The 21,425-nt window shown below is 71.5% G+C and carries 15 protein-coding genes and 1 pseudogene; 9 read left to right on the top strand and 7 right to left on the bottom strand.

Features of this window, described 5'->3' with window-relative positions; genetic code table 11:
* Positions 1-91: 91 nt before the first annotated feature.
* A complete protein-coding gene (locus AC060L_RS22005; protein ID WP_483800561.1) occupies positions 92-1,363 on the bottom strand; it encodes an alpha/beta fold hydrolase in 1,272 nt (423 codons plus the stop codon).
* A gap of 805 nt (positions 1,364-2,168) precedes the next feature.
* Here AC060L_RS22005 and AC060L_RS22000 point away from each other — a divergent pair.
* Positions 2,169-3,197 carry an RNA ligase family protein gene (locus AC060L_RS22000; protein ID WP_483800560.1) on the top strand — a complete coding sequence of 343 codons (1,029 nt, stop codon included), beginning with the start codon at positions 2,169-2,171 and terminating at the stop codon, positions 3,195-3,197.
* Positions 3,198-3,204: 7 nt separating this feature from the next.
* Here the strand turns inward: AC060L_RS22000 and AC060L_RS21995 are convergent, their stop codons facing one another.
* On the bottom strand, positions 3,205-4,860 hold the full coding sequence (locus tag AC060L_RS21995) for a serine/threonine-protein kinase (RefSeq protein ID WP_483800559.1): 1,656 nt from the start codon (positions 4,858-4,860) through the stop codon (positions 3,205-3,207).
* 227 nt (positions 4,861-5,087) lie between these two features.
* Here AC060L_RS21995 and AC060L_RS21990 point away from each other — a divergent pair, with 227 nt between their 5' ends.
* Positions 5,088-6,254, top strand: coding sequence for a DUF1266 domain-containing protein (locus tag AC060L_RS21990; protein ID WP_483800558.1), 1,167 nt, complete (start codon positions 5,088-5,090; stop codon positions 6,252-6,254).
* Here the strand turns inward: AC060L_RS21990 and AC060L_RS21985 are convergent.
* From AC060L_RS21985 to AC060L_RS21975, 3 genes and pseudogenes are all read right to left on the bottom strand, one after another.
* Positions 6,176-7,753, bottom strand: a complete 1,578-nt coding sequence (locus tag AC060L_RS21985; RefSeq protein ID WP_483800557.1) for an extracellular catalytic domain type 1 short-chain-length polyhydroxyalkanoate depolymerase — start codon at positions 7,751-7,753, stop codon at positions 6,176-6,178. The genes AC060L_RS21990 and AC060L_RS21985 overlap by 79 nt on opposite strands.
* A gap of 64 nt (positions 7,754-7,817) precedes the next feature.
* A complete protein-coding gene (locus AC060L_RS21980; protein ID WP_483800556.1) occupies positions 7,818-9,221 on the bottom strand; it encodes an MFS transporter in 1,404 nt (467 codons plus the stop codon).
* A 179-nt stretch (positions 9,222-9,400) separates the two neighbouring features.
* Positions 9,401-9,538: pseudogene (locus AC060L_RS21975) on the bottom strand (ABC transporter permease); the annotation flags it as partial.
* A gap of 93 nt (positions 9,539-9,631) precedes the next feature.
* On the opposite strand from AC060L_RS21975, the gene AC060L_RS21970 reads away from it, so the two are divergent.
* Positions 9,632-9,904 carry a hypothetical protein gene (locus AC060L_RS21970; protein ID WP_483800555.1) on the top strand — a complete coding sequence of 91 codons (273 nt, stop codon included), beginning with the start codon at positions 9,632-9,634 and terminating at the stop codon, positions 9,902-9,904.
* Positions 9,905-9,908: 4 nt separating this feature from the next.
* Here the strand turns inward: AC060L_RS21970 and AC060L_RS21965 are convergent, their stop codons facing one another.
* Positions 9,909-10,526 (bottom strand): TetR/AcrR family transcriptional regulator, encoded by a 618-nt coding sequence (locus AC060L_RS21965; protein WP_483800554.1) that lies wholly within the window; start codon positions 10,524-10,526, stop codon positions 9,909-9,911.
* Between the two features lie 293 nt (positions 10,527-10,819).
* On the opposite strand from AC060L_RS21965, the gene AC060L_RS21960 reads away from it, so the two are divergent.
* Positions 10,820-12,427, top strand: a complete 1,608-nt coding sequence (locus tag AC060L_RS21960; protein WP_483800553.1) for a hypothetical protein — start codon at positions 10,820-10,822, stop codon at positions 12,425-12,427.
* A gap of 103 nt (positions 12,428-12,530) precedes the next feature.
* Here the strand turns inward: AC060L_RS21960 and AC060L_RS21955 are convergent, their stop codons facing one another.
* On the bottom strand, positions 12,531-13,805 hold the full coding sequence (locus AC060L_RS21955; protein ID WP_483800552.1) for an ROK family transcriptional regulator: 1,275 nt from the start codon (positions 13,803-13,805) through the stop codon (positions 12,531-12,533).
* 146 nt (positions 13,806-13,951) lie between these two features.
* On the opposite strand from AC060L_RS21955, the gene AC060L_RS21950 reads away from it, so the two are divergent.
* The 5 genes from AC060L_RS21950 to AC060L_RS21930 all read left to right on the top strand — a co-directional run bounded on the left by AC060L_RS21950 (position 13,952) and on the right by AC060L_RS21930 (position 21,425).
* A complete protein-coding gene (locus AC060L_RS21950; RefSeq protein ID WP_483800551.1) occupies positions 13,952-15,280 on the top strand; it encodes an extracellular solute-binding protein in 1,329 nt (442 codons plus the stop codon).
* Positions 15,281-15,365: 85 nt separating this feature from the next.
* Positions 15,366-16,313, top strand: coding sequence for a carbohydrate ABC transporter permease (locus AC060L_RS21945; protein WP_483800550.1), 948 nt, complete (start codon positions 15,366-15,368; stop codon positions 16,311-16,313).
* Positions 16,310-17,203 carry a carbohydrate ABC transporter permease gene (locus tag AC060L_RS21940; RefSeq protein WP_483800549.1) on the top strand — a complete coding sequence of 298 codons (894 nt, stop codon included), beginning with the start codon at positions 16,310-16,312 and terminating at the stop codon, positions 17,201-17,203. The genes AC060L_RS21945 and AC060L_RS21940 overlap by 4 nt, the downstream gene beginning before the upstream one ends.
* Positions 17,204-17,214: 11 nt before the next feature.
* Positions 17,215-19,194, top strand: coding sequence for a hypothetical protein (locus AC060L_RS21935; protein ID WP_483800548.1), 1,980 nt, complete (start codon positions 17,215-17,217; stop codon positions 19,192-19,194).
* 20 nt (positions 19,195-19,214) lie between these two features.
* Complete coding sequence (locus tag AC060L_RS21930) at positions 19,215-21,425, top strand: RICIN domain-containing protein (protein ID WP_483800547.1); 2,211 nt, start codon at positions 19,215-19,217, stop codon at positions 21,423-21,425.

Raw genomic sequence — 21,425 nt, 5'->3', positions numbered from 1 at the left:
GCCGCCCACTGCAACCCCGGCGAGCCGAACCGGTAACCCCAAGGCCGCGCGACGTCGGCGGACTGACGAACTCAACATTCCGGTCTCCTGGTCAGGGCGTGATCGTGAACGGCTTCGGCCTGAGTCCGGCGACGCACTCGGTGTCGACGGCGGTCGGGTCGGCGAGGAAGGAGGCGAGGACGCGCTGCGTGCAGCTCGACTGCGGGGTCACCCAGTGGCCGATTCCGGGAATCCGCACCACGGTCGCGTTGGGAAGCGTCCGGGCCGCGTACCGTCCCCAGCGCGCCCCGGTCTTGGCGTCGAAGGTGCCGGAGATGACCAGGGTGGGGACGCTGCTGCGGGTCGCCACGCGCTGGGAGGCCGTGCGGTCCGGGACGTTCCACGTCTCGCAGACCTCGCTCTGGTACGGGAGTTGCGGCGCCTGGGCGAGGACCGAGTCCGGATATCCCGGGAACGCCCGACGTCCCGCGGCCAGCAGGTCGGCGGCCGACGTCCCCGGCACCCACTCGCTGCACGCCACGCTCTCCGTCAGGCCGTAGGCGAAGTCGCCGACGACGGGGTTCGAGCCGGCCGCGCGGGCTGCCGCGAAGCGGTGCGGATCGCCGTGGGCGAGCTCGTCGATCGCAGCTGGCACGTCAGCCGACGGGACCGCGTTGCCGACCAGGAGGTTCACCAGCGCGCCACCGTCGAGGACGACCTTCACTGCCTGCCCGCCGCCCGGCGGCGCCGCGCGCAGGGTCAGCGGATCGGCCTCCAGCCTGCGCACCTGCTGCGCCAGGGTACGGGCGAGATCCGGATACCGGCGCTCGCAGGCCGGCTGGTCGCGGCAGGCACCGAGAATCGCGTTGATCCCCTCCTGGGCGCTGCTCCAGGTCCACGGGAGGCTCACGATCTGCGGGGGTACGACCGAATCGATCGTCACCGTTCGGATCCCCTCGGGATGCTCGCGCAGGTACGTGAGCGCGAGGTCGGTGCCGTAGGAGTACCCGTACACGTTCCACCGCTCGATCCCCAGCGCCGTGCGCAGATCGGCGAAGTCGGCGGCGTTCTGCGAGGTGTTGTAGGCGCTCAGGTCGATCCCGCCGGCCGCGAGGCGCCGGCGGCAGTCCCCCATCGCGCGGACCAGCAGTCGCTTCGTCGACACGGCGTCGTAGCGCAGCCCCACCGCGCGGGCGTAGAACCGGTCCACCTCCGGACAGGCGAGGTTGGGCTGCGCATGGAGCGTCCCCCGCTGGGCCATGATGATCAGGTCGCGGTCCCGGTTCAGCCCGGCGTCGACGAGGAACTGCGCGTCATCGATCGCATCGCTTCCAGGCCCGCCGGTCAGGTGGACGACGGGATCCGGGGCCGGCGTCGAGGACACGGCCGGGATGATCGCCACCGCCAGTCTGATGGTCGGACCGTCAGGCCGGGCGCGGTTCTCGCGAACCACCAACGAGCCGCACCGCGCGTCGGCCAGCGCCGGAATCGGCTGCGAGGTCCTCGGGCACGCGCCAGGCTCGAAACGCGGCGATCCCGCCGATCGCGCGCTCAGCGCGGGCGCCGCGGGCGCCTCGCTCACCCCGCTCACCCCGCTCACCCCGCTCACCGCTGCGGCCTCGCTCGCAGGTGCGCCGGCCAGCAGGGCGAAGCAGCACGCCACCACGGCTGCGGCTCCGCCGAGCACGCGGCGCGATCCCGCCGCAGTCCGGCCGGCTCCGCCGCCCACCGAGGCGGACGGAACCCCACGGCCGCGAGTTCTCTGCCTTCCCATGCGCAATCCGTCCCTCAGTCGAACGTCCGGCCGAGGAGCCGAACCACGCCGTGCATACGAACCACAGCGTGCCTGCCCGGCAGCCGGACCGCGCGAGATGCTACGCCGGACAGGGACCGGCAGGGCATGACCCAGGGCCTGTCCGGGCCCTAGGGCCTGTCGTCAAACCCCCTTCTGCTCGGCGACGCCATGCACGCACTCTCGCCGCACCGGGCACAGGCCCAAGTACGTCCAGTACGAGGGCCCGTGCCCGGCACGCCGAATGGGGGCACCTCCCGGCCGAAGGCTGGGGGAACGCACCTGACGCCGCCAAGCCGCCCTGCGGGCGACGAAGGGGATTTGACGACAGGCCCTGGGCGCAGCAGGCGGTGAATCTCGGTTGCCCGGCATCGACTTGCCGGACGATGATCCCTGCATGTCCGACACCACCCACGCGGGTTCCGTATGGCGGCCCTATCCCAAGGTCCCTGCCAGGCAGCGGCTCGCCGGCTCCGGGAGCCGGGAGTGGGTCGCGGTGGAGAAGGTGCACGGGGCGCACTTCGCGGTGGTCTGCGACGGCTCCGGGGTTCGTCCGGCGAAGCGGCGTGAGCTGCTGGGCGACGATGCGCTGGACGGCTTCTTCGGCGTGAGCAGGGTGTGGCCGATGCTCTCGGTGGCGGCGGCTCGTTTCGCCTCGGCCGTGCGCAGCAGCTGGGGCGACGATGCCGTGGTGACGGTCTACGGCGAACTTGCCGGCGGCTGCTACCCGCATCCGGGCGTTCCCGCCGCTCCCGGAGTCGAGCCGGTACAGACCGGCGTGTGGTACGCGCCGGGCCTCCAGTGGCTACTGTTCGACGCCTCGGTCGAGCGGGCCGACGGCCGGTGGTGGATCTCCGACCGTACGCTCCGTGAAGCCGCGACCACCGCCGGGCTCCGCTGCGTTCCGGCCCTCGGGTACGGCGCTCTGAACAGGCTTCAGGAGCTGCCCAGTGCCTTCCCCACCAGGGTCCCGGCCCTCCTCGGACTCCCGGAGCTGCCGGACAACCTCGCCGAGGGCTACGTCCTGAAGCCGGCCGGCGCATGGCAGGAGGCCGATCCCGCACGCGCCGACCTGCGGCCGGTGGTGAAGGTGAAGCAGAAGGCCTTCGCGGAGGACGCACGCTTCGACGGCGCACGCCCCTACCTGCCCCCGCTCCAGGGAGCAGCCGGGGTCCCCGCCTGGCTGCTGCTCCGGGCATCGGCGCTCCTCACCCCCACCCGCGCGGCCGCCGCGGTCAGCAAGCTCGGACCCCGCACTCCCCCGGACGCCGTGGCGGAGGAGATCGCCCAGGACGTGGCGGAGGAACTCGCCCAAGCCCTCGGAGGGCTGGACGACGAAACCCTGCACGCCCTGGCACGTGCCCTCGCACCCGGCGCCCGCACGCTGGCGGCGTTCGACGCCGAGGACCGCCGCACCCGCGCGTGACGGCTGCTCAGGCGCGGGGGAAGGTCTTCAGGACCTTGCCCTTGGGGTCGGCGGCGAGGTAGCCGCCGTCGTAGTCGTCGGCGAGGTAGACGCGAATGGCCGGCGTGCTGTCAAACACGTCATAGGTGATCGTGATGTAGCGCGTGGTCGGGTTCGGCACGTTCAGGGTGTCCTGTGCCTTCTGCAACAGCGCCGGCAGGGCGTCCCAGTCGTAGTCCTGGAGGTCGACCGGTACGGCGTTGGGTGCGACGGGGCCGCCGGGCGTACGGATGGCCGCGCCGTTGCTGTAGATGGTCTGGTCGTACTCGTTCGGGTCGGCGGCGGTGGGCACCTGGGCGCTCGCGTGGTCGGGGTAGACGGTCAGGTCGATGACCTTGCCGGACAGGCCCATCGCCTGGATCACCGCGCGGATGCCGGCGGGTGTCAGGAGGTTCTGTGCTGCGGCGGGCGCCGCGGCATCGGCACCGGCACCGGCACCGGCGCTGGAACCCGAACCGGCACCGGCCCGGCTGGGGGTGGCGGAGGCTCCCGCGAGCGGCGTGCCGACGGGCGCGATCGAGACCGCGGGCGTGGTCGCGGCGCCGCTGGTGCCGCTGGTGGCGGTGATGACGGCCCGGTGCTGGAGCCAGAGCACGGAGCCGACCGTGAAGAGCGCGCAGAGGTAGACGACGCCCATCAGGGTCCGCCGTCGGCGGAGCGCGGGCTCGGGGAAGGCGCGCGAACGCGGCGGGGCGGGCGGCGCTGCGGCGCCCGGAGCGGCGCGGCCGGCCGGTGCGGGCGGGGGCAGGGGCATGCTCGGGACGGTCAGGACGTATGGGGTGCCCGGCAGTTCGGCGGCGGCGAGCGCCCGCTCCAGGTGGTCGGCGTCCGGGCGCTGCGCCGGATCCTTGGTGAGCAGGGCGGACAGCAGCGGGGCGAGCGGCCCGGCGTGCTGCGGGGGTGGCAGCGGCTCGTCGAGCACGGCGGCGAGGGTGGCCAGCACGGTGCCGCGGCGCAGCGGGTGGTGTCCCTCGATCGCGACGTAGAGCATCATGCCGAGCGACCACAGGTCGGAGGAGGCGTTGCCCTCCTCGCCGCGGACGCGCTCGGGGGCGATGTACTCCGGCGAACCGATGAGCGCGCCGGTCGCGGTCAGCGCGGTTGCGCCGTGCATCGCGGCGATGCCGAAGTCGGTCAGCACCGGGGTGCCGTCGGTGCGCAGCAGGACGTTGCCGGGCTTCACGTCCCGGTGCTGGATGCCGGCGCCGTGGGCCGCGCGCAGGGCGGCGAGCACCCCGCGGCCGATCCGGGCCGCCTCGGGCACGGTGAGCGGGCCCTGCGTCAGGCGGTCGTGCAGGCTGCCGCCGGTGACCAGCTCCATGACGATCCAGGGATGGGGATGCTCAGCGGTGTCGACGATGTGATAGACGGTCACGACGTTCGGATGCTGCAGACGGGCCAGCGCCTGGGCCTCGCGCAGCACGCGCTCACGCATCTCGCGGGCGGCCTGCGGATCCGCCGCGGCCGCCGCGGGGTCGAGCGGGCGGACCTCCTTGATCGCGACCTCGCGCTGCAGGGCGGTGTCACGGGCGAGCCAGACCAGCCCCATGCCGCCACCGCCGAGGCGTCTGAGCAGTTCGAAGCGGCCGTCTATGAGCCGTGCCTGCGGCCCCCCAGTGTTCATGGCGGTCATAGTAGGAGAAGCCGCCGACGACGGGTGCAGCACCACCTCCCCCGGCGCCGGTGCCTGACGGGCGGGCGGATGGACGGACGCGGCCATGACAGTCGAGTTGATGTGACGTCAAATGCCCATGTCAAAGCCCGCGTTGCAACGACTCGCACGTACGCGCTAACGTCTGCCACCTGGCTGGACCGGCTCGACCGCCTGAGTCCGCGTACTCAGGAGGGGTCTTGGAAGCCGACGGCTGGATCGCGCCGACCGACGAGGAGCAGCGCCTCTTCGAGGCGAAGCGCAACGACGACCTCGGGTCGTACCTCACCGTGCTCGCCGCCGCCGACGTGTTCGTCCCGTGCCGGCTCGACCACGCCGACGCCCGCTTGGCCGGCCAGTCGGTGCGCGGTACGTCGCTGGTGAAGAACAAGCGGTGGACCCGCATCTCGCTCGACGTCCACACCCGCGGGATGCTGCCCGCGCGGCGTCCTGACGGGGTCTTCTTCGACAAGATGATGTGGTCCGCCCTCGTCCCGTGGGTGGCCGAGACCAGCCCGGACTGGACGCTCGTCGTCAACCGCGGCAGCCGACTCGAGATGCGGCTGAAGGTGGGCGAGGTCGCGGCCTGGCTGAAGCGGAACCCGGATGCCATCGGCACCTGGCAGGACCTGCTCGGCACGGTCCGCACCATCAGGTCCGAACCGCTGGACGGCGACCTGGCCCGCGCGCTGGCCTGCGGCGCACAGCTGGCCGTGCTGGGCGCCCGGCCGTGGAACACGATGGGCGCCGACCGGCTCGACTACGAGCAGACGCGCGAGATGCTGCGCAAGTGGTGGAGCATCGAGACCGCCGCGCAGTGGCGCGCCCAGGTCGACCAGCTGCTCGACGCTGGGCGGCTCACCTCGGTAGACCGGGTGCTGGCGCTGCGACTGCAGTACGCCGGCCCGGCGGCGCCCTCCGCCGACCCGGCCGCCCTGACCGGGGCGGTCGCTGCCTGGTGCCGGCAGCACGGCACTTCGGACAGGGCCCGGGACGAACTGCTCGACGTGGCAGGCCTGGTCGGGCGCTGCGAGGGCTGGCTGCGCCGCGACGGCTTGCTCGCGCACGACGGCGTCATCCACACACAGGCCGCCTGGAACCTCGGCCGCGCGGTGAACATGGGCCTCTGGGGCCAGTCGGGCGGCTTCTGCGACCGTGACGGTGCCGAACGGATCGTCCGGCAGGCCGGCAGCGGGTGCGCGCAGAGCTACCCCAACTGGTTCGGCCTGTCCGCCGCTTACATCCTCGGCCGGGTGCTGACGATGGGCCGGAACGCGCCGGAGAAGATCTACCAGGAGTCGCTGGACGCCCACAACGCCCTGGTGCGGGCGCCGAACAGCCCGTGGCGCACACTGACCCTGCACTGACCGTCCGCGATGACGTAGTAGTTGGTGCCGGTCTCCTTCAAGGTGTGCGTGACGGCGAGGTTCCACAGGCCCATGTTCTGGTCGGAGCCGTTGGCGTAGGTGTAGCCGCCGCTCTGGTGGGCCCGGCCGGCCACGGTCTGGTCGTAGTTGTCGTCGGTGAAGCAGAGCGCGGCGGTACCGGTCGTGGTGGCAGTGACCGCGGCGGACTGCACGCCGATGCCGCCCGAGGCGTCGACGGAGGCCACGGTGTAGCTGTAACCGGTGCCGGCCGTCAGGCCGTTGTCGGTGTAGGTGGTGCCCGTGACAGCCGAGGTGTTGACCAACGTGCCGTTGCGGTACACGTCGTAGGACACCGCACCGGAGACCGCACTCCAACTCAGCGACACCGAGCTGTCGGTGGTGCCGGTCACCGCGAGCCCGGTCGGCGCGGGAAGCGTGGGAGTGGTCCGGTCCAGGCCGAAGAACCCGGCGGTGTAGTAGCTGGAGCAGATGGCGGCCAGGTAGTACGTGCCGGTGGTGCCGCACTGGTCGGCGCCCGAGCCGGGATCGACGGCCAGGCCGTGCGTCATGCCGGAGACCGAGTAGGTCTGCACGGCGGGCTTGCCGCTGGAGTCGTCGTAGCTGCTCTCGGTGGTGCCGCCGGTCAGGGACCGGGTGCTGGAGGGGGTCTGGCTGATGCCCCAGACGTTGGTCCAGCCGTCCGTGTTGTAGGTCAGCTCGGCCGGGTTGACCGTCGTGTCCGAGCTGCCCTGCCAGATCGCCACCCGCGGGTACGGACCGGTGTAGCCGGGGTCGGAGTTGCGGATCAGGTCGCCCCACTGCTGGGGAGTGTGACTCACGCTGCCCGAGGTGCAGTTGCTGTCGGTGACCCCGCTGGTGGAACACTGCGCGGCCGGCCCGGAGTCGATCGAGCCCGCGGCGAAGACGTCCGGGTAGTCGGCCAGCAGATCGGCGGTCATGCCGGCACCTGCGGACAGGCCGGTGATGTAGATCCGGCTCGGGTTGACGTGGTAGGCGGTCTCGGCGTACTGCACCATCTGGTAGATGGAGAGTGCCTCGCCCTGGCCGCGGCTGTCGTTCGACGGGGTGCCCCAGTCGAAGCAGTCGTCGATGGGGTTCGACAGGGAGGGCTGCTCGGGGAAGACGACCGCGAACTCGTCCGCGTCCGCGACCTTCGGCCAACCGGAGTGGCTGTAGTAGTCGTTGGCGCTCTGCGTGCAGCCGTGCAGCGCGAGCACCAGCGGCGCGTCGGACGGCAGGTTGGCAGGCAGGTAGCTGTACATGTTCAGGCTGCCCGGGTTCGAGCCGAAGCCGGTGACCTGCGTCAGCCCGGCGGCGCCGGCGGGGGTGGCCGCGCTGGCAGGGGTGGACGCGCCGGTGGCCCCGGCGGGGGTGGCCGCGACCACCCCCGAGGCCAGCAGCAGGGCCCCGGCGAGCAGGGCGCCGGACCGCCGCGCAATGCGGGCTCTGATGTCGTGCCTTCTCGATGAACTCACCATCGGGTACTCCTGGGTGGGAGAGTCGAGCACGCGTCGGTGAGGCGTCCGCGCACCCTGAATCGGATCAGGAACCGGTACCGGAGGCGGCGACGTCCTGCCCGGTGCCCGCCACGGCGGCGGCGCTGCCGGAGGAGGGTGCGACCTCTGCCAGGTCGCGGTGGCGGGTCTCCTTGGCGAAGAGCATCGCGACCACCGTGATCACCGCGGCGATCCCCACGTACACCGAGATCGGGGACGAGTTGCCGTACGAGGCGAGCAGCGCCACGGCGATCAGCGGGGCCGGGGCGCCGGCCGCGACCGAGGCGAACTGGGCGCCGATGGAGGCACCCGAGTACCGCATCCGGGTGCCGAACATCTCGGAGAAGAACGCGGCCTGCGGGGCGTACATCGCACTGTGGAACACCAGCGCGACGGTCACCGCGACGGTGATCATCGCGAAGCTCCTGGTGTCCACGAGGGCGAAGAAGGGCCAGATCCAGATGCCCACGCCCACCGCCCCGGCCAGGTAGACGGGCTTGCGGCCGACGCGGTCGGAGAGTGCGCCGAACAGCGGGATGAGACAGAACTGGATCGCCGAACCGATCAGCACCGCGTTGAGGGCGGTCTGCTTCTCGACCTTCAGGTGGTCGACGCAGTAGGCCAGGATGAAGGTGGTGACGACGTAGTAGGAGATGTTCTCCGCCATCCGGGCACCCATCGCGACCAGGACGTCGCGCCAGTGGTGGCGCAGCACCGCGACCACCGGCGGCTGCTCCCTGCCCTGCTCGGCCGTGCGGGTTTCGTCGTTCGCGAGGGCCTGCCGGAAGAGCGGGGACTCCTCCACCGAGAGACGGATCCACAGGCCGATCCCGACCAGCACGGCCGAGAGCAGGAACGGGATGCGCCAGCCCCAGGCGAGGGTGGTGGCATCGGTCTGCACGTTGGCCAGCAGGGTGAGGGCGCCCACCGCGAGCAGGTTGCCGAGCGGCGCGCCGCCCTGCGGCCAGGAGGCCCAGAAGCCGCGGCGCTCGGGATCGCCGTGCTCGGAGACGAGCAGCACGGCGCCGCCCCACTCGCCGCCCAGCGCGAAGCCCTGGATCACCCGAAGCGTGGTGAGCAGGATCGGCGCGGCGATGCCGATCGAGTGGTAGGTCGGCAGGCAGCCGATCAGCGCCGTGGCGGTGCCCATCATCAGCAGGCTGACGACCAGCAGTTTCTTGCGGCCGAGGCGGTCACCGAAGTGGCCGAAGACCAGGGCGCCGATCGGACGGGCGGCGAAGCCGATGGCGTAGGTGAGGAAGGCGAGCAGCGTGCCGGTCAGCGGGTCGGACTCGGGGAAGAAGAGCTTCCCGAAGACCAGGGCGGCGGCGGAGCCGTAGAGGAAGTAGTCGTACCACTCGATCGTGGTACCGATGAGGCTTGCGCCGACTACGCGGGCCAGGCCCTTCGGCCTGCCGGGCGCGTTCGCGGCACTGGGAGCGCTGGCCATGGGTTCACCGTCTCGGGGGGAGGGTGGGAAGGGTGCTGTCCATGGCGGTCACGGTAGAGACGACGGCGAGGGTCTCCCATGTGGCGGACGACCACAGCGACCAGGCCGGATTGGAGCGGTCTCCCATATCGCCAGGCCTCCGTGCGCCTCCCCTGCCGGCGGTGACGCCGGAGCGGGCGTCAGCGCCGGAGTGCTTCGAGGGGTTCGATGCGCGCTGCCCTGAGGGCTGGGTAGAGGCCGGCCAGGAGGCCGGCCAGGAGGCCGATCAGCGGAGCGGGCAGCACGGTGGCCGGCTCGACGATGGCCGTCCAGTTCTTTGGGTACTGAGTCTGCGCTTCACGGTTCCTGCTTCACGCACACGTCGGCCGAGGCCCCTCACCGGGCCTCGGCCGCTGCCCGAAAGGCACTTGATGAGTACGTTCGGACGGGGCGGCGTGTTCGTCCTCACGGTGGTGCCCCTGGTCGCCGCCATCATCGGCGGCGCCCTGTTCGACCTGCGTGCGAAGGCGGACCACAACCGCCGGCAGGCCTTGGCCGCCGCCGAGGAAAGCGCCCGTCGTTACGCGCCGAAGCTGCTGCCGGCCTTCAACGCCGGTCCGCAGACGACCGGCTCGCTGTCGCCGATCCCGTGCGCCGCGATGATGCCTCCCACCGCACCGAACACGCCGCTCACGGTGCGCTGAGACGTCAGCCGTGCTGCTGGGTCCGCAGGTTGTCCAGGAGCTCCTCGAAGCCGCCGATCAGGATGGTGAGGCCGGTTTCGAAGGCCAGGTCACTGATGTGGAGCGGGTCGATGGGGGCGGGGTCCGGGCCCTGGGCCAGGCCCTCGCTCTGCACCTGGCGGGGCAGGCCGAAGTCGAGGGCCGCACCGGCGAGGAAGTACTCGAGGCACTGCACGATCGACGCCAGGCGGTCCTCCGGCCAGCCCGCCTCGCGCAACACCGCGAAGGTGTTGGTGTAGCTCTGGAACGCGGCGATGGACTGCGTCGGGCGCATCACCAGCAGGGGAACCATGTTCGGGTGGGCGGCGAACGTGGCGCGGTAGGCGCGCGACCAGCTGTCGAGAGCGGCGGTCCAGGGGCGGATGGCGGGGTCCAGCTCCATCTCGGCGACGATGAGCTCGCTGACCCCGTCGACGATCTCGGCGCGACTCGAGACGTAGTTGTAGAGGGACGGGCCCTTGACGCCCAGCCGGGCCGCGAGGCGGGTGGTCGACAGAGCCTCGGCGCCCTCCTCGTCGACCAGGGCGAGAGCGGCTCGCATGATCCCGTCCCGGGTCAGCAGCGGCCGTGACGGCCTGCCCATCGCACCCTCCTCCCGCCGTCCTGGTCCGTCCACCCCGATGTTGGGCTGCGAACACGGACTAGTGTACGTTCTCGCCAGGCGAAACTACTGGCTCTAGTTTTAGCGGGCGCCAGGTGGATGCTTGGCCGACGGCGGACTTCGGCCACCACCCACATGCTCCCCCGACTTGCCGGAAGCCACTACGGGTTGACTCGTGGTGGACCTTCGCCGACGCCGTATCTGGCATGCCCCTGACACTTCGTCCGCATGCCAACCGTCCCCTTGTCCGCCTTTCGCCGAAGGTGACCCTCCGTATGTCCATACGCACCCTCGCGCTGCCCGCGCTCGCCGCATCCGTTGTGCTCTCGCTCAGCGCCTGCGACCCGACCGCGCCGGCCGCGCAGCCCGCCAACCCCTCCAACGCGGCCGCCCTGGCCGCGCCCGCCACGACCGACGGGAACCCGTCGGACGCGGCCGCCGCCTCCGGAAGCCAGCGGGTGACCCTGGTGACCCCGGTCGCCGACCGGACGCCGGTCGGGTCGGCAGCCGGCGCGCCGAGCGGATCAGCCGTCGCCACGCCGTCGAGCGGCCCGACCGCCGCCGGAACGACCGCCGCCGGCACGTCCACGCCCACCCCGACACCTCCACCGACGCCGACCGGCCCGGCCCTGGCCGGGGCACCCACGCCGACCTCGGCACCGACCGGCTCGACCCCGTCCGGGGCGCCCACCGCGGCCACCACCCCCGACCTCAAGCTGGACTCCTACGACCAGCAGAGCGGCAAGGCCGTCCTCGCCGTCGCCGACACCGGCGGCTCGGGCAGCCCGAGCCCGGCGGCCTCGGCCGCAGCGGCTGCCGCCGCCGTCCGGCCCGGTGAGCTGATCGACAGCCCGCCGTCCGCAGCCGCACCGCACGGAGCGCTGCTCGCCGTCACCGGCGTCGAGCCGGCCGCCGACGGCAAGGTGACGGCCACCACCCGCCCGGCCACCATCTCCGAACTCCTCGGCCAGACCTGGGCCGACATCAAGAGCGCCCTCGACCCGCACAAGATCCAGGTCACCCCCAAGCTCAAGGACCTCAAGGCCTCCTACGTGCCGAACCCCGACGGTGGCAACGGCTCCGCCTCGGGCGCCCTGGAGCTGGACGCCAACGACAGCATCCCGCTGCCCGGCGGGGCCACGGCCACGCTCAACGGCTCGTTGGAACTCGACCCCAGCGTCACCTTCTCGTACCACGGCACCACCGGGATCCTCGGTGCCGACCAGGCCAAGGTCGGCTTCGACCTCGGCGCGCACGCCAACTGGCACCTCACCGCGAGCCTTTCCGGCTCCACCGGCCAGGTGAAGATCCCGATCGCCACCCTCACCGCCACCCCGACCGTGATGGTCGGTTCGGTGCCCGTCGTGATCACCCTCAACCTGACCGTCTACGCCGAGGTCAGCGCCGACGGCACCGTCACCGTCGACACCACGCAGCAGGTCGACGGCGACTGGGCGATCCACGCCGACTACACCAAGGCGGCCGGCTGGACCTCCGCGACCGAACCCGTCACCACCAAGGTCTCCCCGGTCAAGGCGACCTTCACCGGCACCGCCGACGTGCGCAGTGGCCTGGTCGCGGACGGTTCCGTCGCGCTCTACGACAGCCTGGGCGTCAAGGCCACCATCGAGCCCTACCTGCGGGCGGCCGTGGACGGCAAGGTCAGCGTCGACAGCAGCGGCGCCGCCCCGGTCGTCACCGGCACCGCCGGCCTCTACGGCGGCCTCGACGTGAACGGGGACGTGATGGCGCGCATCGCCATCCTGGGCACCCCGCTGCTGGAGAAGGACCTGCCGTTCAAGCAGTACCACGACGAGTGGCCCATCATCACCCGCTCGGCGGGCAACACGACGCCGAACACCACTGCCACTCCCGTCGGCTGACGGTCAGTCAGATCGGTCATATCCGTCGAGCCCGGGCGCAGGAAACCGCGCCCGGGCTCGGCTGCAAAAGCTCTGACAGCGCCGGCCTGCACACCCGTCATCGCTAGGCGCCCGTCATCGCCGCCGTCGGATCCTGGTACACGGCGTCCAGTGCCAGCAGCGCGCCGCCCCGCGCCGTGCTCGCCAGGCCGAGCCGGGAGAGGACGATCTCGCTGCCACCGGCGTCGGGGGCCATCACCTGCTGGTGCACCTGGGCGGTCACCGCGTCGATCAGGTGCTCGCCGAAGTAGGCGAAGTGGCCGCCCAGGATCAGGAGTCGGGGGTTGAGGATGTCCGCCAGCAGTGCGAGGCCGGGCGCCAGGTGGTCGGCGATCAAGCTGAGCGCCTCCAGGGTGCGCGGGTCACCGGCGTGCGCGCGGTTGCGCAGCTCGGCGAGGCGCCGGCCGAGGTCGATCGTCGGATCGCGGACCAGGTCCGCCGGGTCGGCCGCGTAGCGCAGCAGCGCCTCCCGCCCCACCGTGGTCTCCCAGCAGCCGCGGCGCCCGCAGGCGCAGAGTTCGTCCGAGGGGACCAGGCGCAGGTGTCCGACCTCGCCCGCGTATCCGCCGGTACCGCGCAGGAGTTGACCACCGGCGATGATGCCGACGCCCACGCCGGTCTGGCCGGTGACGTAGACCAGGTCGCGCACGTTGCCGGCGGCGGCCGACACGTACTCGGCCAGGGCGCCGAGCTTGGCGTCGTTCTCCAGGTGCAGCTGCGGGGTGTCGGGGCCGAGCCGGTCGTGCAGGCCGGCCAGCGCCGGGACTTCTCGCCACCCGATGTTGGAGGCGTACTTGACGACCCCCGCGTCCATGTCGACGGCACCGGGGGTGGCCAGGGTGATGCCGACGATGTGGCCGCCCGCACCGCGCACGGCGGCCATCCCCTGCGCGGTCAGCCGGGCCACTGCGTCCAGCGCCGCCTCGGGGCCGACTGCGCGTACGTCCAGCGGCGTGCGGCGCTCGAACGTGACCTCGCCGCGCAGGTTGAGGGCGAGCAGGCTGATGTAGTCGACGTTGATCTCGGCGCCCAGGCCGTGGACTCCGCCGCCGTCCACGTCAACCGCCTGGCCGGGCCGGCCCACGGTGCTCCGGTCGCGTTCGGCCTCGCCCTCGCGGACCAGGCCGCCGTCGACCAGTTCGGCGATCAGGTGGGAGACCGTGGCTTTGGGCAGGCCGGTGTCCTCGGCGATCCGGGCCCGGGAGCGCGGGCCCTCGTCGCGCAGCAGCCTCAGCACCATGCTCAGGTTCGCCCGTCTGGACGCGGACCGGTCCCGCGCGACGGCCGGGCGCGCCATGGCCAGCTCACGGACGCCCGTGCCCTGCAGTGCCTGCTTCACCAGGGTCTCCTCTCCTCTGTGCAGACCAGCCTATTGACTTGACCAGTATTAGTTCGAACAATAGCCGAACGAATCCCCCGTGCTCGTTTTTGTTCAGACATGATCGAAACTTCGCCGTTCCCACCACGAAACTTCAGGAGAGCCCCGTGCACGCAAGATCCCGCTCCCTGGCCGCCGCCACCGTGGCCCTCACTGCTGTGCTGCTCGCCGCCGGCTGCTCCTCCGGCGGCTCCGGCACGAAGGGCTCGGCGGCTGCGGCCGGCTCCGCCGGCGGTGTGGTGAAGCTGGACTTCTGGGGCTGGGCCCCGGGGTACGACCAGTCGGTGGCCGCGTTCAACCGGACCCACCCGGACATCCAGGTCACCTTCGACAAGACCGCCTCCGGCTCCAAGGGCGGCTACACGAAGATGCTCACCGCTGCCAAGGCGGGCAACGCCCCCTGCCTGGCGCAGGTCGGCTACGAGACGCTGCCCAGCTTCGCCGCCGCGGGCGCGCTGACGGACGTCACCAGGTTCGCCGCCACCGCCAAGGCACAGTTCGCCGACTGGACCTGGAAGCAGGTGACGATCGGCGGCCAGACCTACGGCATCCCGGTCGACACCGCACCGATGGCGCTGATGTACCGCAAGGACCTGTTCGCCAAGTACGGCATCACCACCGCGCCGGCCACCTGGGACGAGTACGCGGCCGACGCCGCCAAGGTGCACGCCGCCGACCCGAGCGTCTACCTGGGCGACTTCGGCAACGACGCCTACAACTACGCGGGCCTGGCCTGGCAGGCCGGCGCGGGCTGGTTCGGCACGTCCGGCGACCAGTGGCAGGTGAACGTCAACAGTGCCGGCAACCAGAAAGTGGCCGGCTACTGGCAGGGCCTGCTGGACAAGAAGCTGCTCAAGACCGACCCGAGCTACGACCCCTCGCTCTACAGCGACATGGCCGGCGGCAAGGTGCTCTCCGACGTCAACGCGGTCTGGGACGCGCCGATCATCGCCAGCAGCGTCAAGGACGGCTCGGGCCAGTGGGCCGTCGCGCCGATGCCGGTGTGGGACGCCGCCAACCCGGTCTACGGCAACGACGGCGGCTCGGCCACCGCGATCCTCAAGGGCTGCGGCCACGCCAAGGAGGCCACCGAGTTCGCCACCTGGATGAGCACCGACGCGGACAGCGTCAGCAACCTGATCAAGGTCACCGGCATCTACCCGGCCGCCACCTCCAGCCTGTCCAACGCGGCGCTCTCCGCACCGGACGCCTTCTACGGCGGCCAGGCCATCTTCGACGTGTTCAAGGCCGAGACCGCACACATCAACACCGACTGGCAGTGGGGCCCGACCATGACCCAGACCTCCACCGACCTCGGTGATGGTCTCGGCCAGGCCGGCACCGGCGGCACCACGCTCCCCGACATGCTCGCCACCGTGCAGACAAAGACGGTGGCCGGGATGAAGCAGCAGGGCCTGAGCGTCTCGGGCAACTGACCGGCCGTCGCACCAACCGCGCCCGACCCCGCGCCCGACACCGCGCCCGCCCCCCGCGTCCGCCCCCCGGAAAGGCAGCACATCCATGACCACCGCTCTGCGCGAGCGGGCAGCCGGCAGGAGCAAGGCCACCGGCGCCACCCGCCCCGGTCGCCGCAGGCGAGGGCGTCCCGTCGCCCTCTTCCTCGCCCCGTTCCTGGTGCCGTTCGCGGCGCTCTACCTGGCCCCGATCGGCTACACGACCTACCAGAGCCTGTTCCGGATGCACCGCTCGGGCCTGGGTCTGACCGCACCCACCCAGGTCTTCGCCGGGCTGTCCAACTACGCCACCGCACTGGGCGACGCGGACTTCCGCGGCTCGCTGCTGCGGGTGCTGCTGATCGGCCTGGTGCAGGTGCCGCTGATGCTGCTGTTCGCACTCGGCCTGGCCCTGCTGCTGGACGCCAAGTCGACGCTCTTCAAGCGCTTCTTCCGACTGGCCTTCTTCCTGCCCTACGCGCTGCCCGGCGTGGTCGGCGCCATCATGTGGTCCTACCTCGTCGCGCCCGGGCTGAGCCCGATCAGCGCCGCCGCCCGCCACCTGGGCCTGCACCTCGACCTGACCTCGAACGCCATGCTGGCGCCCACCATCGGCAACATGCTGACCTGGGGCTGGACCGGCTACAACATGCTGATCATCTACTCCGCCCTGCAGGCCATCCCCGCCGAACTCAGCGAGGCCGCCACCATGGACGGCTGCTCGGCCTTCGGCATCGCCTGGCGGATCAAGGTGCCGCTGGTCCGCCCGGCGCTCGTGCTGACCACGGTCTTCTCCATCATCGGCACCGCCCAGCTCTACAACGAGCCCGCCATCCTGCACAACGTCGCCCCCAACCTGTCCAGCACCTACACCCCCATCTACACCGCCTACGACGCCGTGAACGCCAACAACTTCAACGCCGCCGCGGCCGAATCGGTGATCCTCGCGCTGCTCGCCTTCGTCCTCTCCTTCGGCTTCCTCAAGCTGGTCCAGCGCAAGGGAGCCGCGCTGTGAGCGCCACCTCGACCCGCCCCGCAGACAGGCCGGCGGCCCGGCCCGCGCCCCGGCCGGCGCTCGCCCGATGGCTGAGCCTGGGCGTCCTGCTGGTCACCTCGGTCTACTTCCTGGCACCGGTCTGGTGGCTGCTGGTCTCCTCCACCAAGACCAACACCGACCTGTTCAGCGGCAACGGATTCTGGTTCGCCCGCTTCGCGCTCTTCGACAACGTCCACCAGGTCTTCGCCCAGCAGGGCGGCATCTACTGGCAGTGGCTGGGCAACAGCGCGCTCTACGCCGTCGGCGGCGCGACGGTCAGCACCCTGATCTCCGCACTGGCCGGCTACGCCCTGGCCAAGTACCGGTTCCGCGGACGGGAGTTCACCTTCAGCTCGATCCTCGCCGCCGTGCTGGTCCCGCAGCCGCTGCTCGCCGTCCCGCTCTACCTGATGTTCTCCCAGATCCACCTGGTCAACACCTACTGGGCCGTGCTGCTGCCCAGCATGGTCAGCCCGTTCGGCGTCTACCTGGCCCGGATCTACGCCGGCTCCTCGGTCCCCGACGAGATCATCGAGGCCGGACGGATCGACGGCGCCGGCGAGTTCCGCATCTTCGCCACCATCGCGCTGCGGGTGATGTCCCCGGCCCTGGTGACCATCTTCCTCTTCCAGTTCGTCGCGATCTGGACCAACTACCTGCTGCCGGTGCTGATGCTGGCCAACGACCACCTGCAGCCGGTCACCGTCGGCATCGTCGGCTGGCAGGCCCAGCGTGGGATCGGCCCCAGCGCCGTGCCGTTCAACATCGTGATCACCGCAGCCGCGATCTCCGCGATACCGCTGGTCGTCCTCTTCCTGTCCCTGCAACGCTTCTGGCGTTCCGGCCTGACCGCCGGCAGCACCAAGTGAGGAGCCCCCGCGTGTCCGCGAGGTACCACCTTCGCTTCCAGCTCCACCCCACCCCGCAAGCCGCCCAACACGCGCGGGAGCTGGCCAGGTTCTGCGGCGATGCCGGCATCGACGAGGTGGTGCTGCTGCTCGGCGCCGAGGAGCTCTACACGGGCCACCCGACCGGCCCGGCCGAGAACCTGCTGTTCGAGACCGCGGCGACCGCGACCACGATCCTGCGCGAGTCCGGGCTCGACGTCAGCCTCAACCCCTGGGTGACCACCGGCCACGCCGACCGCGGCCGCGCCGACCGGCTCGGCTTCGCGCCCATGGTCGACCCCGAGGGCACCGCCGCCACCGCCCAGGCGTCCTTCGCCTGCCCGCGCTGGCGCAGCTGGCTGGCCGGCCAGTACGCCCGCTACGCCACCCTGGACCTGCGGGTCCTGTGGCTGGAGGACGACTTCCGCTACCACAACCACTCCCCCCTGCACTGGGGCGGCGGCTTCGAACCCCTGATGCTGGACCGGTTCGCGGCAGTGGCCGGAAAGCCGGTCACCCGTGAGCGGCTGGTGACCGCCATCACCTCGCCGGGGGAACCCCACCCGTGGCGCGCTCTGCTGCAACAGGTCTGGCGCACAGCCCAGTTGGAGACCGCCGAGCTGGTCGCCAACGCGGTCGCCAAACAGTCCGGCGGGCGCGTCCAGCTCGGCCTGATGAGCTCCGAGCCGGGCGTCCACTCGGTGGAGGGGCGCGACTGGCCGGCCCTGTTCCAGGCGCTGAGCGTCGAAGGCCGGGTCGCCCACCGCCCGCACTTCGCCCGCTACGGTGACGCACCCGGACGCGAACTCAGCTTCTCCGTCTGGATGCTGGAGACCCAGCGGGCCCTGCGACCGGCGCACGCCACCAGCGAACCCGAGATCGAGAACTGGCCGCACACCGCCTGGTCCAAGTCCGACACCCAGACCTGGTCCGAGCTGGTCGCCGCCCAACTCGCCGGATCCGACGCGATGTTCCTCAACGTCCACCCGATGCAGTCCGGCCGGGCCCAGCGTTTCCCGCGGGTCGCCGACCTGCTGCGCCGCAGCCGCCCCGCCCTCGACTGGGTCGCCGAACGCCAACCACGCTCACCGCGCACCCACGGGGTCGGCCTGCCGGTCCCCCAGGACGCGGCCGCGCACGTGCGCACCAGGACCGGTGGCGAGCTCGCCGAACTCGCCGTCGACGCCGGCCCCGCCGCCGACCACCTGCTGCGCTACGGCGTCCCGGTCACCGCCGGCCACGCCCCCGTGCAGGCGGTCTTCGGTCAACTCGCCTGGGCCTTCGAGGACTCCGAGGTCGAGCGGATGCTGGCGGGCGGACTGCTGCTGGACGGAACGGCCGCCGAGGTGCTCACCCGGCGAGGCTTCGGCCACCTGCTCGGGATCACCGGGTGCGAGCTCGTCGAGCGCGAGAACACCGACCCGGCCGGTCCGTACGCCCTGGAGTACGTACTCGACGAGGACGCGTACCTGAGCGTCAACGTCCAACCGGCGATGGCCCTGCTGACCCTCGCCCCCGAGGCCGAGGCCTGGACCGGCATCCGGACGCCCGGTCAGGAGCACTGGGGCCCGGGCAGATTCGTGTTCCGCAACGCACTCGGCGGCCGCGTCGCGGTGCTGGCCGCGACCGCACCCCAGCTGCTGCCGTACGACGATGACGGCCAGCGCCTGCTGCACGCCATGGTCCGCTTCCTGGAGGGCGAGCGACCCAGCCTGCCCCTGGTGAGCGGCGGCCCCCACCTGATCCCGCACCTGTCCCACACCGAGCGCGGCTGGCTGCTCGCCGTGGCCAACGGCAGCGCCGACCCGGCCCGGCCGCGGATCGCGTTCCCCGTACCCCCCGGGGCGCCCGGCGCCACCCTGCTGGCCCCGCTCACCCCACCGACCTCGGCCCGTATCACCGCGCACCGCAGCGGGCTGAGCCTCGACCAGGACCTGCCGCACCGCGGCTGGCTGGTCGTGGACTGGCACTGACTCCACCCTAAGGAGAATCCGTGTTCCCCCCACCCCGCACCACCCTGGTCGCGCTCCTCACCAGCGCGGCCCTGAGCCTGGCCGGCCTCGCCGCCGTCCCGGCAGCCGCCGCTCCCACCACCACTCCCACTGGCGGGTACAGCGTCAGCGTCGGCGCCCCGGTGCCGTTCGGCCAGGTGATGGACAGCCCGGCCTCGCCGTACATCGACAAGGACGGCACCTTCCACTACCAGGAGTCCCAGGCCATCTACGGCGTCAAGGACCCGCGCAGCTGGAACTTCTTCACCGGCACCGACTTCGACTCCGCCGTCGCGGACAGCGCGCTGGACAACGCGGTCAACCCCGCCAACTCCAGCGACAAGAACAACGACACCACCTGGCGCTGCAACAACAGCCCCACCGGGCTGACCGCGACCTACGCCCCCGCAGGATCGAGCTACGCCCAGAAGAACTACTGCGACCTGATCGGCACCTGGGTCGACCCCGACACCGGCGACTGGTACGGCCTGGTGCACAACGAGTTCACCCCCTCACCGTTCAACGACGGCCTGCACTACGACGCCATCGACTACGCGGTCTCCACCGACCAGGGCCACACCTGGACCATCAAGGACCACGCCGTCACCTCGCCGTACAGCACCCAGCGCGGCGACACCACCCAGTTCCCCGGCCAGACCTACTACTACGGCGACGGCGACCAGCGGCTCTTCGTCGACACCGCCTCCGGCTACTTCTACGTCTTCTACGGCTCCCGCGTGATCGACAAGAACGGCAGCTGGACGGCATTCTACGAGCACGCCGCGCGGGCGCCGATGAGCGCCAAGATGGCGTCCGGCTCCTGGCAGAAGTGGTACGACGGCTCCTGGTCCCAGCCCGGGCAGGGCGGGCTGGAGAGCAACATGGTGCCGGTCGACTCGACCAACAGCACCGGCTACACCCCGCCCTCGGCGGAGTACAACCCAGCCAACACCGGGAATTCCGCGCAGCAGATCGCCGCCGGCCTGATGCCGCCGACCTCCCCGCTGTTCGTCATGAACGTCAGCTACGACGCCTACCTTGGCCTGTACATCGGCGAGCCACAGGCCGTCGACCAGAGCGGAAACGCCCCGCAGCAGTTCTACGCCACCAAGGACCTGGCCACCCAGAAGTGGAGCCTGCTCGGCGACACCGGCAGCTACCACACCGCCTCCTGGTACCGCTCCTTCCTGGACGGGGTCAGCCGCACCAGCGGCAGCATCGTCGGCAAGACCTTCCGCTCCTACTGCTCGTTCGGCTGCTCCAACGGCTCCAGCGGCGAGTACACCGACGTCACCGTCGACACGCCGTCCCCGGCGGCGCCGGTGGACACCACCAAGACCTACCGGATCGCCAACGCCGACGGCCGGGTCCTCGCCCAGTCCTCCGGCGGCTCCGCCACCACCTCGCTCGCCGCACCCACCGGATCCGCTCTGGAGGGCTGGAACTTCACAGCGAACGGCGACGGCTCCTACCAGATCGTCAACTCCGGTACGGGCAAGCTGCTCGGCGTCGACTCCGCCCACACCGCCGGCCGCGCCTGGGGCGCCAAGCCGACTGTCACGGCGGCGGGTTCGGGCGGCCCGTCGGTGGGCCAGCAGTGGTTCCTGATCCCCGGCAGCCCGACGGCCGGCGGCCTGCACCTGGTCAACCGGTACAGCGGCCTGGTGCTCGGACTCTCGTCGAACGGCGGGCGCCTCGCCGAGACCACTCCCACCCGCAGCTGGACCGACACCACGGGCAGCGCGGTCGGCGGTGCGCGCACAGCCGCCGAGCAGACCCTGACGTTGACCCCGACCGGCTCGGCGGCCCTGAACGGCACCCACACGCTGACCATCGCGGGCCAGGCGCTGGACGACCCCAACCACTCCGTCACCGCCGGCACCCAGCTCATCACCTGGGCCGCCAACGGCGGCAGCAACCAGAACTGGGTCTTCACCCAGCAGTCCGACGGCTCCTACCAGATCACCAACGGCCAGTCGAAGCTCTGCCTGGATGTCAGCGGCGGCTCCACCGCCGCCGGTGCCCAGGTGATCCAGTGGACCTGCACCGGTGGCAGCAACCAGCGCTGGCTGGTGACCGCGGTGAGCGGCGGGTACGCCCTCGCCTCCCAGAAGAGCGGTCTGCTGCTGACCACCGCCTCCACCGCCGACGGCTCGCTGGTCACCCAGCAGGCCGACACCGGCTCGGCACTGCAGCACTGGAGCATCAGCTGA

The sequence above is a fragment of the Kitasatospora sp. NEAU-69 genome (assembly GCF_057158765.1).
The sequence above is the reverse complement of the archived record's forward strand: the minus strand, read 5'-3'. Positions and strand labels throughout refer to the sequence as shown.